Genomic DNA, 13,803 nt, shown 5'->3' with positions numbered 1-13,803 from the left:
AACGAGCCGAGCGTTTCGGCCAGCACGAGGTGCGCGCCGCCGTGCAGGATCCCTGCCACCTGTTCATTGCCCTCGACCGGCATGGTCGCGACCATGCGGTCCGCACTCATCTCGAGGAACCTGATGCCCATCTTCAGGGTCAGGCGCCCGACGCCGTGCTCGCCGAGCCACTCATGCATCTCCGGGGGAACGCCCGCGGCCGTCAGTTCCGACACATGGTCCTTGCGTGCTTCGCTGGGCGAGCCCGGCGGAGTGAATTTGTCCATCATGGGAACTAGGCTGGCACCTGTGAGTGAAACAACCAAACCAGCTGCCACCCTGACCGCCGCACGTCCAACGACCGGGCAGCGGAACCGACTCCTGGTGGTGGACGGCCACTCCATGGCTTTCCGCGCGTTCTATGCGCTTCCTCCCGAAAACTTTTCCACCGACACCGGCCAGCACACCAATGCGGTCTATGGCTTCACGGCGATGCTGATCAACCTGATCAAGGACCAGAAGCCCACGCACGTTGCGGTCGCGTTCGACCTCGACACTCCGACGTTCCGCTCGGAGGAGTACACGGAGTACAAGGGCGGACGCTCCAAGACCCCGGAGGAATTCCACGGGCAGATCGACCTCATCATCAAGGTGATGGAGGCCATGCGGATCCCCACCATCTCCATGGACGGGTACGAAGCCGACGACATCCTCGCCACGCTCGCCTGCAACGCAGCTGCCGAGGACTGGGATGTCCAGGTGGTCAGCGGTGACCGCGATGCCTTCCAACTGGTCAACGACCGCGTGACGGTGCTGTACCCGAAACAGGGAGTCACCAACATTCCGCAGATGGATGCGAAGGCTATCGAGGAGAAGTACTTCGTGCCGCCGCACCAGTATTCCGATCTCGCCGCCCTGGTGGGGGAGAGCGCCGACAACCTGCCGGGGGTCCCGGGCGTCGGCCCGAAGACGGCCGCGAAGTGGATCAGGCTCTACGGCGGACTCGAAGGGATCATCGAGAACGTCGACTCGATCGGCGGCAAGGTGGGGGACGCCCTGCGGGAGCACCTCGACTCGGTCAAACGGAACCGCCGCCTCAACCGGTTGCTGACGGACCTCGACCTTCCCGTCGACCTGGACGCCATGGTGTCCCAGCACCCCGACCGTTCCGCCGTCGAGGACCTGTTCGACTCCCTGCAGTTCAACACGCTGCGCAAACGGCTGTTCGACCTGTTCGGCGAAGAGGAGGTCGAGGACAGCGGCGATGAGATGACCCCTCCGCCGCACGTCGTCCTCGAGGAGGCGGGCGAGCTGACCGCATGGCTGAATGCCACGAACCAGGCGCTCACCTCGGTGCACCTGGCAACGGAATCGACGTCGGGCGGGTCCGACGTCGCCGGTGTGGCGCTGGTGACGTCCGGGGCCGCTGCCTACGTTCCACTCGAACCGCTCGACGCCGACGCGGAGCGGGTGCTGGGCTCCTGGCTCGCAGACAAGGACGCGCCGAAGGTGGTCCATGATTTCAAGACGGTGTACAAGCTGCTCATGGTCCGGGGCCTGGTCCTCGCGGGCGAAGTCGATGACACCGCCATCTCCGCGTATCTCATCCAGCCGGATCGCCGCAGCTACGACCTCGGCGACCTCAGCCAGTACCACCTGCGCCTGTCCATCACCGCCGCGGCGAACGACTCCTCGGGGCAGCAGGCACTCGACCTCGGCGGCAAGGACGTGGCGTCCCCCGCGGTCGTGGCCGCCTTCGCCGCCCTGCAGCTCAGCGAGCACTTCGCGGGGCAGCTCGTGGAGAAGGGGGCCAACCAGCTGCTCGGCGGCCTCGAGCTGCCATTGGCAGAGGTCCTCGCAGGGATGGAGCGAACCGGGATCGCCGTGTCGGTGGAGCGCCTCGACCGGTTGCTCGACGACTTTTCGAAGACCATCAGCACTGCGGGATCCGAGGCTTTCCGGATCATCGGCAAGGAGATCAACCTCGGCTCACCCAAACAGCTCCAGGCCGTGCTGTTCGACGAGTTGGAGCTGCCCAAGACCAAGAAGATCAAGACCGGGTTCTCCACCGACGCGGATGCCCTCACCGACCTGATCGTCAAGACCGGGCACCCGTTCCTCGAACAGCTCCTGGCCTACCGCGATGCGACCAAGCTGCGTCAGACCGTCGAGGGGCTTCGGAAAGCAATCGCCGACGACGGCAGGATCCACACCACGTACCTGCAGACCGTCGCGGCCACGGGCCGGTTGTCCTCGACGAATCCGAACCTCCAGAACATCCCGGTGCGCTCCGACGAGGGGCGGCGCATCCGTGAGGTCTTCGTGGTGGGCAGGAACAGTTCAGGGGTGGAGTTCGAAAGCCTGATGACCGCTGACTATTCGCAGATCGAGATGCGGATCATGGCGCACCTCTCGGGAGATGAAGGCCTGATCTCCGCGTTCCAGGAGGGGGAGGACCTCCACCGCTTCGTCGGCTCGCACATCTTCGGGGTGGCGCCGGAGGAGGTCACCAACGCCATGCGGTCCAAGGTCAAGGCCATGTCCTACGGCCTGGTGTATGGGCTGAGTTCGTTCGGTCTCTCCAAGCAGCTCGCCATCTCCGTGGATGAGGCCCGCACCCTGATGCGCGACTACTTCGAGCGGTTCGGGGCCGTCCGCGACTACCTGCGCGGCATCGTGGAGCAGGCGCGCAAGGACGGTTTCACCTCGACCATCGAAGGACGACGGCGGTACCTCCCGGACCTCTCGAGCGACAACCGGCAGCTGAGGGAGATGGCGGAGCGGGCAGCGCTCAATGCGCCGATCCAGGGCTCGGCCGCCGACATCATCAAGAAGGCCATGCTCGGCGTGGACGCGGCGCTGAGAAGCGACGGACTGTCCTCGCGGATGCTCCTGCAGGTCCATGACGAACTCGTGCTGGAGGTGGCCGCCGGGGAGAGTGAGGCCGTCGAGGCGCTGGTCCGCCGGGAAATGGCAGGAGCGGCGGAGCTGACCGTGCCGCTCGACGTCTCGGTGGGCACGGGGCTCAGCTGGCACGAAGCCGCCCACTGAGGATGGCGCAGTGGTGCGGCCCGGGGCAGCCGTCTAGTGTGGACAAGCGTGAGTGAAACAACTTCGAACCAGCCCGCAGGTTCCACCCTCGACACCCGGATCTTCGCCGTCGCTGCCGACGACGATGCGACCGGCACCGGCCGGTTCGCCCGCTGGCTCAACGCCGAGAACCTCGGATTCCACGATCCGCGGGTCGAGGAAGATGACATCCCCGCCTACATCGAAGCATTCTCGGCCGACCAGCGGGTGATGTGGGGAGTCCATGATCCGGCGGTGGCGGAACATTCCCTCGGCGTCGACGCACCGGTAGCGACGTACGGTTCCATGGTCAACGGGCTCAACGTGGGCGGGGGCAGCATTCTCGACGCGCACCTCATCACGGCAGTGACGGTGCAGGCGAGCCACCGCAGGAGGGGCATCCTCCGGGGCATGATGACGCGCGACCTCACCGAAGCGGCAGGCCGCGGGCTGGCCGTAGCGGCGCTGACCGCCTCAGAGGCAACCATCTACGGACGGTTCGGCTTCGGGTGCGCCACCTTCGAGCACGCGGTCGAGGTGGATGTCCGCGAACGGTTCGCCATCACCGCACCGCAGGCCGGCCACACCGCCCTCGTCTCGCCCGAGCACGGGATCGCCCTGAGCGCCGACATCTTCCGCAGGTTCCATGCCCGCACTCCCGGGTCGGTGGGACGCCAGTTCGCGTACCCCCGGCGCGCCTCGGGGAGGTGGGGGCGCGAGCGGCCGGTGGAGGACAAGGCGGTGCGCATGGCGGTCCACTACGACGACGACGGAACCCCCGCCGGCTACGTCTCCTATCGGTTCTCGGGCTGGGACACCACGCCGTACACCATGAAGATCGTCGACCTCGTGGCATCCACCGAGTCCGCCTACCTCGAGCTGTGGCGTTATCTGGGCGACCTCGATCTGGTGCAGCGCGTCACGTGGGGCGGCGCCCCCGAAAGCGACCCGCTGCCGTGGGCGCTCCGTGACCGGCGCTGCTACCGGCTCACCGGAACCGAGGATGTGCTGTGGGTCCGGATCCTCGACGTCGTCGCCGCGCTCGAGGCCCGGCCGTACCGGGGCGACGGGCGGCTGGTGCTCGAGGTGACCGACGCCATGGGACTCGTGGGCGGCAGCTATGTCCTGACGGTGGTGGACGGCACTGCGGACGTCGAACCGGTGGCGGCCGGGGCGGCGCCCGATGCCATGCTCGACGCCGCCGCCCTCGGGTCGATATATCTGGGCGGCGTCGCTCCGTCGGTGCTGGCGGCGGCCGGCAGGCTGACCGCCCACGCGGACGACGCCGTCGTCCTCCTGGATCGGCTGTTCCGCGCGCCGGTGAGCCCGTACTGCATCACGCATTTCTAGGCTTTTCCCGCCCTGCTGCAGCAGGTTCCGCTTTGACTGGCCTTGCCCGCCGAAGCTAGACTGAACGGGCGCGTAGTGCGCTGTGCGTTGCCCGGCTCCTGCCGGTGCTGTGTCAGCGCCCTACCAATAAGGCCACTTCAGGTTCTGACCAATGGCTTTATCCAATTTGTCCGCTTCCGGCCATCCAGATGGCCGGATTCAATAAATCATCCACTACGGAGCCCCAACTACATGACCATCACCACCACCGAGAAGCAAGGTACCCCGCAGGTCGCGATCAACGACATCGGTACCGCTGAGGACTTCCTCGCCGCCATCGACGCCACCATCAAGTACTTCAACGACGGAGATCTCGTCGAGGGTACGGTCGTCAAGGTTGACCGCGATGAAGTCCTGCTCGACATCGGTTACAAGACCGAGGGTGTCATCCCTTCCCGCGAGCTTTCCATCAAGCACGACGTCGATCCCGGGGACGTCGTCTCCGTCGGTGATCAGGTCGAAGCTTTGGTCCTCACCAAGGAAGACAAAGAAGGCCGTCTGATCCTTTCCAAGAAGCGGGCTCAGTACGAGCGCGCCTGGGGCGACATCGAGAAGGTCAAGGAAGAAGACGGCGTCGTTACCGGTACCGTCATCGAAGTCGTCAAGGGTGGACTCATCCTGGACATCGGTCTGCGTGGCTTCCTGCCCGCATCGCTCGTGGAAATGCGCCGCGTGCGGGACCTGGCTCCGTACATCGGCCAGCAGATCGAAGCGAAGATCATCGAGCTCGACAAGAACCGCAACAACGTCGTGCTGTCGCGTCGTGCATGGCTCGAGCAGACCCAGTCCGAGGTTCGCTCGACCTTCCTCAACAAGCTCGAGAAGGGCCAGGTCCGTCCGGGCGTCGTGTCCTCGATCGTCAACTTCGGTGCGTTCGTGGATCTCGGCGGCGTCGACGGCCTGGTTCACGTCTCCGAGCTGTCCTGGAAGCACATCGATCACCCCTCCGAGGTTGTCGAAGTGGGCCAGGAAGTCACCGTCGAGGTTCTCGAGGTCGACCTGGACCGCGAGCGTGTCTCGCTGTCGCTGAAGGCCACCCAGGAGGATCCATGGCAGACCTTCGCACGCACGCACGCCCTGGGCCAGGTTGTCCCGGGCAAGGTCACGAAGCTCGTTCCGTTCGGTGCGTTCGTTCGCGTCGAAGACGGCATCGAAGGCCTCGTGCACATCTCCGAGCTTGCGGTCCGCCACGTTGAACTGGCCGAGCAGGTCGTCTCCGTGGGCGACGAGCTTTTCGTCAAGGTCATCGACATCGACCTCGAACGCCGCCGGATCTCCCTCAGCCTCAAGCAGGCCAACGAGGGTGTCGACGCCGACAGCACCGAGTTCGACCCGGCGCTGTACGGTATGGCTGCCGAGTACGACGAAGAGGGCAACTACAAGTACCCGGAGGGCTTCGACCCCGAGTCCAATGAGTGGCTCGAAGGCTACGAGACCCAGCGCGCTGCCTGGGAAGCCCAGTACGCCGAGGCCCAGTCACGCTGGGAATCGCACAAGAAGCAGGTTGTGCAGCACGCGTCCGACGACGCCGCTGCAGCTAACGAGCCCGCCGAGTCGTCCAACTCGACGAGCTACTCCTCCGAGCCGGTCGTCACCGAAACAGGTTCGGGTACGCTGGCTTCCGACGAGGCACTTGCAGCACTGCGCGAAAAGCTGACCGGAGCCTAGATCTCCGGCGTCAGCGTTCGTGAGAAGAGCCCCCACCAATCGGTGGGGGCTCTTTTCATCGGACGAGCTTCTCCAAAGTGAATCCGTTGCCTGCCGGAAGTTCTCCGAGCCCATCCGTTGCGCAGCTGTGGCGGGTGCGGAGCGCCGTCACCCGCCAGAGCTGCACAAGAGATTCCGGAACCGGATCCCGGTACCGGGGTCAGCGCTGCCGGGTTGAGCAGGTCACCGTGAACCTGGGGGAGCGGGCCACCTGGCGGGTGGGGCCGACCGTCGACGCGAGGGCCTGCCGGTACTGCAGGTGGCTGTTCCACACCGCCCACAGTTCGCCGCCTGGGGCAAGCACCCGGCCGGCCTCGGCGAACAGTTTGCGGGCGATCCCGGTATGGACGGTGCTGCCGATATGGAACGGCGGATTCAGGACGATCAGCTCCGCCGAAGCGTCGGGCCGTGCCGACAGCGCGTCGTCGCGCGCCACTCCCACGCGTCCGGCAACGCCGTTCGCCTGCACGGTGCGGAGCGTCGAGGCCACCGCCGACGCCGACTGGTCGGTGGCGATCACCCGGAGGGCTGGACGATGCAGGGCGAGGTATGCGGCGATCGCCCCGTTGCCGCAACCGAGGTCGATGGCTTCCTCCGCCGGGCGTGCCTGGGAAAGGAGCGGCAGCAGGAAGCGGGTACCCGGATCCAGGGTGGCACCGCCGAAAGTGTTTCCGTAGGCAAACAACTCCAGCTCACGGCCGAGGCCGACGTCGTGCCGGCCGGTGAGCGGAAAGCGGGACGGCAGGCTGCCCCGCGGACCCGACGCGATGAGAACCCTCGCCTTCTGCCGAGCAAGCCCGGCCGACACCGCGCCGAAGTGCCGCTCGAGGACGCCGTTCATGCTGACGCTCATATGTTTCAGCCGGCCGCCCGCATATACGACGACGTCGTCGGCGGTGAACGAGGCAATGGCCCCGGCGATCTCGTCCAGCGCGTCGAGGGACCGAGGAAGCTGCAGCAGCACCGTCCGTGCCCCCTCCAGCAGATCGGGCCCCAGCCCATGCGAAACGTAGTCCTCCTGCAACCCGAACCGCGCTGCGTTGAGCGTCAGTGCCCGTTCCTGGGAAAGCGGATCCTGGTGCGTCCGCACTGCAGCGGCTCCGAACCGATCGATCGCGCCGAGGGTCAGTGCACCGTACCGGTCGCCGATCGTCACCGTTCCGGCCGGATCCGAACCGAGGCGGGCAGCAGCGGTGTCGAGCAGCAGGCGGTCCGCGGCGTCGTAAGCCTGGAGATCAGGTGCCTCGACATCCGGAGCGCGGGTGAGGAGCGGAAAGTCGAACTGCGTCACCGGTCGACCCACTGTTCACCGCTCAGGGTGGAGGATGAGGTCGCCGTGCCTCCGGAAGCTGTCATTCCTCCAATCCTAGAGGGAGCGGGCCCCTGTCCAGTTGTCCGAAGATCAACCATCCCGCCGACGGTGAGGAAAAGGTTGCCCTCCGCTGAAGCGGCTTTATACGCTTCAGGAACCGAAGGACGCCCCACCAAGGAGGACAACGTGAATTCCGCTCCCCAGCAGAACGACCTTCCCCTGGCTGACTACGACCACATTCCGTTGGGTACGCTGCCGACCCGCATCACGGCGCTTGACGAGGAGGCCCTTGGAAGCCTGCTCGCGTATGAGAAGCAGCACGGTGACCGGCTGCCCGTGAAGCTCGTCCTGGAGCAACGGTTGCAGGCGGTCCGCGACGGAGCCGAGTTGTCCGAGGGCGCTGGGACCAGCATGCCGGAAGTGAGCCGGTCCCGCTCCGGATCGCCGGTCACCCCGGCGACCTCCGGACCTCCGATCAACCCGCCCTCGCAGGGCGACCCGACCAACCCTGCCCAGCCTCGCTAGGCGGGCCCCCGGTCAGGAGCCCCTTCTCTTCGACCAGGTCGATCGACAGGGTCCGGTAACCCGTGGCCTCGAACAGGACGGTCACGGTCCCCGCCTCGTAACTCATGACCACGCCCGGTCCCCACTCGGAATGGTGAACGCGGGACTGGAGCGGGTGGCTGCGGGCCGTCGGAGGGGTCTTCCTGCTGACCGGCGTGGCCGACAGGTGAGGTGGAGCCGGGCGAGCAGTTGTCACAGTTCCCGCAGGGCTCGCCCAGCTCCTCACCGAAGTAGGCAAGCAGGAACTGGCGACGGCACGTCCTGGTCTCGGCGTAGCGCCGTATCATTTCCACGCGGGACTGGTCGATCGATTCGCGGTGTTCTGCCTGGTCGACGCCGGCCTGAGCGGCGGTTTCCGCCGTGTGGTCGCCGGCCACGTATCCGCCCGTCCCGTCCTCGATCATCCCCGCCAGTTCGAGCAGGTTGAGCAGCCCGGAGAGCTTCCGCTGGCCCAGGCCCGACAAATCCCTGAGTTCTTTGACCGATACGGGGTGGTCCTGGTGCCGGAGGACAGCGAACAGCTGCGCAAGGTCATCCGGATCGACTGATTTGGCGGCGAAAAAGCGCCGGAGTGAGAGATCCTCCGGCCGGTAGCGGAGGCACGCGAGCGCCGCGTCCCCATCCCGTCCTCCCCGCCCGATCTCCTGGTAGTAACCGTCGAGTGAATCCGCGACGTTCTCGTGAACGACGAAGCGCACGTTCGGCTTGTCAAGACCCATGCCGAACGCCGTGGTCGCCACGACGACGTCGAGCCCGCCGTCGAGGAACCGCGAATGCACGTCCTCGCGGTCGCCCTTGCGCATCCCCGAATGGTCGGGGCCGGCGCGCAGGCCGGTCTCCGACAGTTCCGCCGCCAGGGTCTCCGCGGCCTTGCGCGTCGCGGTGTAGACGAGGCCGGGAAGCTCGAGCCGTTGGACCTGTTCCACCACTGCTTTGCGTTTTCCCGCCGCGTCGGTGTGCTGCTCCACCTGCAGGTACAGGTTCGGCCGGTCGAAGCCCGCCACGAGCGTCAGCGGTGTTTCGAGGCGCAGTCGCTCGGTGATCTCCTGCTGCGCGGGGGTCGAGGCGGTCGCCGTGAGGGCCAGCGCCGGGCGCCCCAGTGCGGTGACGAGATGTCCCAGTTGGAGGTAGTCGGGCCGGAAGTCATGGCCCCAGGCCGACATACAGTGTGCCTCGTCGATGACGAGGAGGGAGACGTCGAGTCCGCCCAGCTGCTCGGCGACGTCGTCGCGTGCTGTCTGCTCGGGGGCGAGGAAGAGGAACTTGGCGCGCCGGGACTCGTCCGGATCCGAGGCAGCAGCCCAGGCCTCGTCCCGCTCCGACTGGCTGAGATCGGAGTTGATCACGTAGGCGCGCGTGGCCCCGGTGCTGTCGTTGATGGCAGCGGCCTGGTCGTGCTGCAGTGCGATGAGCGGCGAAACGACGACGACGACACCCGGAAGCACCATTCCCGGCACCTGGTAGATCGCCGACTTACCGAACCCGGTGGGCATGACACACAGGGCACTGCGCCCGTTTGACACGGCCTCCATGACGACCCGCTGCTCCGGATGCAGGGTGTCCCGGACGCGGTTTCTTCGAGGTCGCGTAGTGCGGTACCCATGATCTCCCTTCGACTACGCCCGAATTTCCAGCGTAGGGGCAGAAGGAGAACGAGGGAGCAGTGATAAGTGTCTGACACACGGGCGACGCGTTAGGGTGGGCAGATGCTCAGGGTGGGTTTGACCGGAGGGATAGCCGCGGGGAAGTCACTCGCAGCGTCGGAGTTGGGGAGGCTGGGCGCTGCGGTGATCGACGCCGATGCCCTTGCCCGGGAAGTCGTGGAGCCCGGCGAGCCGGCTCTCGCGGAGATCACCAGGGCCTTCGGGACGGAGGTACTGCTTCCCACCGGCGCGCTCGACCGGCCGGCTCTCGGCAGCAGGATCTTCGGAGATCCTGCTGCCAGGGAGCGCCTGAACGCAATAGTCCATCCACGTGTGCGCGAGCGCGCTGCCGCGTTGGTCGCGGGCGCCCCGCGCGGGTCGATCATCGTGGAGGACATCCCCCTGCTCGTCGAGACAGGGCAAGGGCCGCGCTTCCACTTCGTTCTCGTCATCGACGCTCCCGAGGAGCTGCGGGTACGGCGGATGGTCGACACGCGGGGAATGACCGAAGGTGCCGCGCGCGAGCGGATCGCAGCCCAGGCGTCCCCGTCGGAACGGAATCGGGAAGCCGACGTCGTCATCGACAACGCTGGCACCCCGGACTCCGCAGGAGAAGCGATCCATTCGATGTGGAGGGACCGGCTCGTTCCGTACAACGGCAATCTCCTTGCAGGGCGGCCCGCTTTCCGCGGCGCACTGGAGGTGGTTCCCCACGATGTCCGATGGGCCGAATCGGCAGCGAGAATCCGTGCGAGGCTGCTCCGGGTCGACGAGCGCATTCTGCGCGTCGACCATACCGGCCCGACGTCGGAGCCTGGCTCCGCAGCCGACATCCTCGATTTCGTTGTGGAGATCGAGGCCGACGCTGATCTCCCGGCAGTCTCCGCTGCGCTGCTGGCGGCCGGCTACCCTGCCGCGGCCGGTGCGCCGGACACCTCCACCGACACCACCCCGGGACGGATGCTTCATGCCAACGCGGACCCCGGCCGACACGTGGACCTCCATCTCGTTGCGCGAGGATCCGGTGGCTTGCCGGCGGGGGCCGGTGGGCGCTAGCGGAATTCCGGGCGGTTGCCGGGGCGTTTCGGCCGGACGCCGGGGCGCCTTGTTCCGCCTCCAGCAAAGCGGACCGGAATTGTCCGTAGCAGGGGCTAACGTTAAATCATGAGTCTTGCGCAGGATATCAAGCGGGTTGTAGCTCCCTTCGAGGTCATCAGTGAGTACACGCCCGCGGGCGACCAGCCGACGGCGATCGCGGAGCTGAGCGAACGCATCAACGCCGGTGAGAAGGATGTTGTCCTCCTGGGCGCCACGGGAACGGGCAAGAGCGCGACGACGGCCTGGCTGATCGAGCAGGTCCAGCGGCCCACGCTAGTGATGGTGCAGAACAAGACGCTCGCGGCCCAGCTCGCCAACGAGTTCCGTGAGCTCCTGCCCAACAATGCCGTGGAATATTTCGTCTCCTACTACGACTACTACCAGCCCGAAGCGTACGTTCCGCAGACCGATACCTTCATCGAGAAGGACTCCTCGATCAACGAGGAGGTGGAACGGCTGAGGCACTCCGCCACCAACGCGCTGCTCACCCGGCGCGACGTCATCGTGGTGGCCACCGTGTCCTGCATCTACGGCCTCGGCACGCCCGAGGAGTACATCAACAAGATGGTGACGCTGCGCAGGGGCGAGCAGAAGAACCGGGACGACCTCCTGCGACAGTTCGTCGGGATGCAGTACACCCGCAATGACATGGATTTCCACCGCGGTACCTTCCGCGTGCGCGGCGACACCGTGGAGATCATCCCCATGTATGAGGAGCACGCGCTCAGGATCGAGTTCTTCGGCGACGAGGTGGAGAACATCTACACCCTCGATCCGTTGACCGGGAACGTCATCCGCGAGGAAGAGGAGATGTATGTCTTCCCCGCGTCCCACTACGTCGCCGGGCCCGACCGCATGTCCCGGGCCATCAAGGCCATCGAGGACGAACTGCAGCAGCGGCTGACCGAGTTCGAATCACAGAACAAGCTGGTGGAGGCCCAGCGGCTGCGCATGCGCGTGACCTACGACCTCGAGATGATGGAACAGATGGGATTCTGCAACGGCATCGAGAACTACTCGCGCCATATCGACGGCCGCGACGCCGCCTCGGCACCCCACTGCCTCCTCGATTATTTCCCCGACGACTTCCTGCTCGTGGTCGATGAGTCACATGTCACGATCCCGCAGATCGGGGCCATGTACGAGGGTGACGCATCCCGCAAACGGACCCTGGTGGATCACGGCTTCCGCCTGCCGTCGGCCATGGACAACCGGCCGCTGAAGTGGGACGAATTCCTCGACCGGATCGGCCAGACCGTCTACCTCTCGGCCACTCCCGGCAAGTATGAGCTCGCCAAGGGCGACGGTTACGTCCAGCAGATCATCCGCCCTACGGGTCTCGTGGACCCCGAGGTCGTGGTCAAGCCAACGAAGGGGCAGATCGATGATCTGCTCGGGGAAATCCATATACGGGTGGAGCGCAATGAGCGGATCCTGGTGACCACGCTCACCAAACGCATGGCGGAGGACCTTACGGGCTATCTGCTCGAGCACGGGGTGAAGGTGGAGTACCTCCACTCCGACGTCGACACCCTGCGCCGGGTCGAGCTGCTGCGGGAATTGAGGATGGGCACGTTCGATGTCCTGGTGGGGATCAACCTGCTGCGCGAAGGCCTCGACCTGCCCGAGGTGTCGCTCGTGAGCATCCTCGACGCGGACAAGGAAGGGTTCCTTCGCAGCTCCACCTCGCTGATCCAGACGATCGGCCGCGCAGCCCGCAACGTGTCCGGCGAGGTGCACATGTACGCCGACCGGATCACCGACTCCATGGCCCACGCCATCGACGAGACGAACCGCCGCCGCGCCATCCAGGTGGCCCACAACCTCGAGCACGGTATCGATCCCACTCCGCTCCGGAAGCGCATCGCCGACATCACGGACACCATCAATCGTGAGGATGCCGATACCAGGGCCCTCCTCGAAGCCGCGTCGAAGGGCAGGAAGTCCACGGGCAAGGCACCCAGGCACGACGGTCTGGCGGCGGTTCCTGCCGAAGACCTGACCGACCTCATCCAGCAGCTCACCGACCAGATGCACGCGGCGGCGGCCGAACTCCAGTTCGAGCTGGCAGGAAGGCTGAGGGATGAGGTGGGTGACCTGAAGAAGGAGCTTCGTCAGATGCAGTCCGCCGGGCACGCCTAGAAGGTGCACAAGGAGCCGGTGCAGGACAGCCAGCCGTTTCGAGCGGAGAACTTCGTTGAACTCCGGGTTCACGGGATCGGAGAGGTCGAGTACTTCAACAGCCTGTCGAGCCCGCGGGTCCGACGCATCAACCGGTGGGTCGAGGTTGCCGAACCACCGGTCCTGCCGGACCACCGGCTGAAGCTGATCAACTGGTCACGGTCGAACCGGAAGCGCACGGGATTTCTGTGGTACCTCGCTTTTCCCTTCACGCTGGCGAACCTGGCGGGCAGGATGACCGACGGCCGGGAGGGGCGGATCGGGCCGGCCTGGTGGGTTGTGCAGCTCGGCTCGCTCGTGCTGACGCTCAGCTCACTGGCCTGGCTCGTGGTTCTCCTTGAAACGGTGGCGGTCCACTTTCCCCCGGCTGCGTCGCTCGGCGGTGTCGGGCTCGTACCGCTGGCGGCGACGGCGGTGCTCACAGCGCTCCTTGCCGGGAAGTGGTTCCTGGTGATCCGGCGGCAGCCCGGGACTTCCCGCCGCAGGCCGGTCACGATCCTGCTGCACACCGTCGTCGTCCTTGCAGGGGGCGCCTCGCTCGCGCGGTGGCCGCCGGGCGAGCTGGCCTATTCGGGCTGGCCGTCGTCGGAGGCTCCGTTCGGGATGAGGCTCGACGCCATGGCGCTGTGGATCGCGGTGAGCCTTGCCGTGGTTCTCGTTCTCCCGCTGGCGTCGATTGCGCTGCACGCCGCAGGAGGAAGGCGGATGAACCGTCCCCTGGTACCGGCTGCCGGTGCCGGTGGTCTGTTGATCGCGGCGCTCCTCCTCATGCACTCGGTGAACGCGCTGGTGCGCCTCGTGCTCGACAACGTGCTCGGGTATCTCGGCCGGCTCTTCACGCTCGTGCCGGCAGGGCAGGAT

At 66.2% G+C, this 13,803-nt stretch carries 9 protein-coding genes and 1 pseudogene; 7 read left to right on the top strand and 3 right to left on the bottom strand.

The features are described 5' to 3' along the window. Window positions 1-269: pseudogene (locus tag Y705_RS16960) on the bottom strand (thioesterase); the annotation flags it as partial. A 112-nt stretch (window positions 270-381) separates the two neighbouring features. On the opposite strand from Y705_RS16960, the gene polA reads away from it, so the two are divergent. The 3 genes from polA (at window position 382) to rpsA (ending at window position 6,105) form a co-directional block, all read left to right on the top strand. Then, complete coding sequence (gene polA, locus Y705_RS0103135; RefSeq protein ID WP_026531804.1) at window positions 382-3,030, top strand: DNA polymerase I; 2,649 nt, start codon at window positions 382-384, stop codon at window positions 3,028-3,030. Between the two features lie 48 nt (window positions 3,031-3,078). After that, complete coding sequence (locus Y705_RS0103130) at window positions 3,079-4,398, top strand: GNAT family N-acetyltransferase (protein WP_081737743.1); 1,320 nt, start codon at window positions 3,079-3,081, stop codon at window positions 4,396-4,398. Window positions 4,399-4,629: 231 nt separating this feature from the next. Next, the gene (gene rpsA / locus Y705_RS0103125) at window positions 4,630-6,105 is read left to right on the top strand and encodes a 30S ribosomal protein S1 (RefSeq protein WP_026531802.1); all 1,476 of its coding nucleotides are present in this window, start codon (window positions 4,630-4,632) and stop codon (window positions 6,103-6,105) included. Window positions 6,106-6,304: 199 nt separating this feature from the next. On the opposite strand, the gene Y705_RS0103120 is transcribed toward rpsA, so the two are convergent. Beyond that, window positions 6,305-7,435: a class I SAM-dependent methyltransferase gene (locus Y705_RS0103120; RefSeq protein ID WP_026531801.1), complete on the bottom strand. Its 1,131-nt coding sequence runs from the start codon at window positions 7,433-7,435 to the stop codon at window positions 6,305-6,307. Window positions 7,436-7,642: 207 nt separating this feature from the next. Between Y705_RS0103120 and Y705_RS0103115 the strand changes: the two genes are divergently transcribed. Further along, entirely contained in the window at window positions 7,643-7,981 is a 339-nt protein-coding gene (locus Y705_RS0103115; RefSeq protein ID WP_026531800.1) for a DUF8129 domain-containing protein, read from the top strand. Here Y705_RS0103115 and Y705_RS0103110 read toward each other — a convergent pair. Next, the gene (locus Y705_RS0103110) at window positions 7,978-9,552 is read right to left on the bottom strand and encodes a RecQ family ATP-dependent DNA helicase (RefSeq protein WP_081737739.1); all 1,575 of its coding nucleotides are present in this window, start codon (window positions 9,550-9,552) and stop codon (window positions 7,978-7,980) included. The two genes, Y705_RS0103115 and Y705_RS0103110, sit on opposite strands and share 4 nt — an antisense overlap. Window positions 9,553-9,726: 174 nt before the next feature. Here Y705_RS0103110 and coaE point away from each other — a divergent pair, with 174 nt between their 5' ends. From coaE to Y705_RS22140, 3 genes are all read left to right on the top strand, one after another. Continuing rightward, complete coding sequence (gene coaE / locus Y705_RS16955) at window positions 9,727-10,719, top strand: dephospho-CoA kinase (protein ID WP_081737738.1); 993 nt, start codon at window positions 9,727-9,729, stop codon at window positions 10,717-10,719. Between the two features lie 108 nt (window positions 10,720-10,827). Then, a complete protein-coding gene (gene uvrB, locus Y705_RS0103100; protein ID WP_026531799.1) occupies window positions 10,828-12,903 on the top strand; it encodes an excinuclease ABC subunit UvrB in 2,076 nt (691 codons plus the stop codon). A gap of 18 nt (window positions 12,904-12,921) precedes the next feature. After that, window positions 12,922-13,803 (top strand): hypothetical protein (locus Y705_RS22140; protein ID WP_026531798.1); only part of this gene is annotated, 882 nt, incomplete at its 3' end.

The organism is Arthrobacter sp. H41, assembly GCF_000520535.1.
Lineage (GTDB): Bacteria > Actinomycetota > Actinomycetes > Actinomycetales > Micrococcaceae > Arthrobacter_D.
Note: the sequence above shows the minus strand (reverse complement) of the source record. Positions and strands in the feature narration are given on the sequence as shown.

What these genes read in the sequence shown, in the direction of transcription:
- Y705_RS0103110 (WP_081737739.1), bottom strand. Translation starts at nt 9,552, where the DNA reads ATGGAGGCCGTGTCAAACGGGCGCAGTGCCCTGTGTGTCATGCCCACC.
- rpsA (WP_026531802.1), top strand. Translation starts at nt 4,630, where the DNA reads ATGACCATCACCACCACCGAGAAGCAAGGTACCCCGCAGGTCGCGATC.
- uvrB (WP_026531799.1), top strand. Translation starts at nt 10,828, where the DNA reads ATGAGTCTTGCGCAGGATATCAAGCGGGTTGTAGCTCCCTTCGAGGTC.
- polA (WP_026531804.1), top strand. Translation starts at nt 382, where the DNA reads ATGGCTTTCCGCGCGTTCTATGCGCTTCCTCCCGAAAACTTTTCCACC.
- coaE (WP_081737738.1), top strand. Translation starts at nt 9,727, where the DNA reads ATGCTCAGGGTGGGTTTGACCGGAGGGATAGCCGCGGGGAAGTCACTC.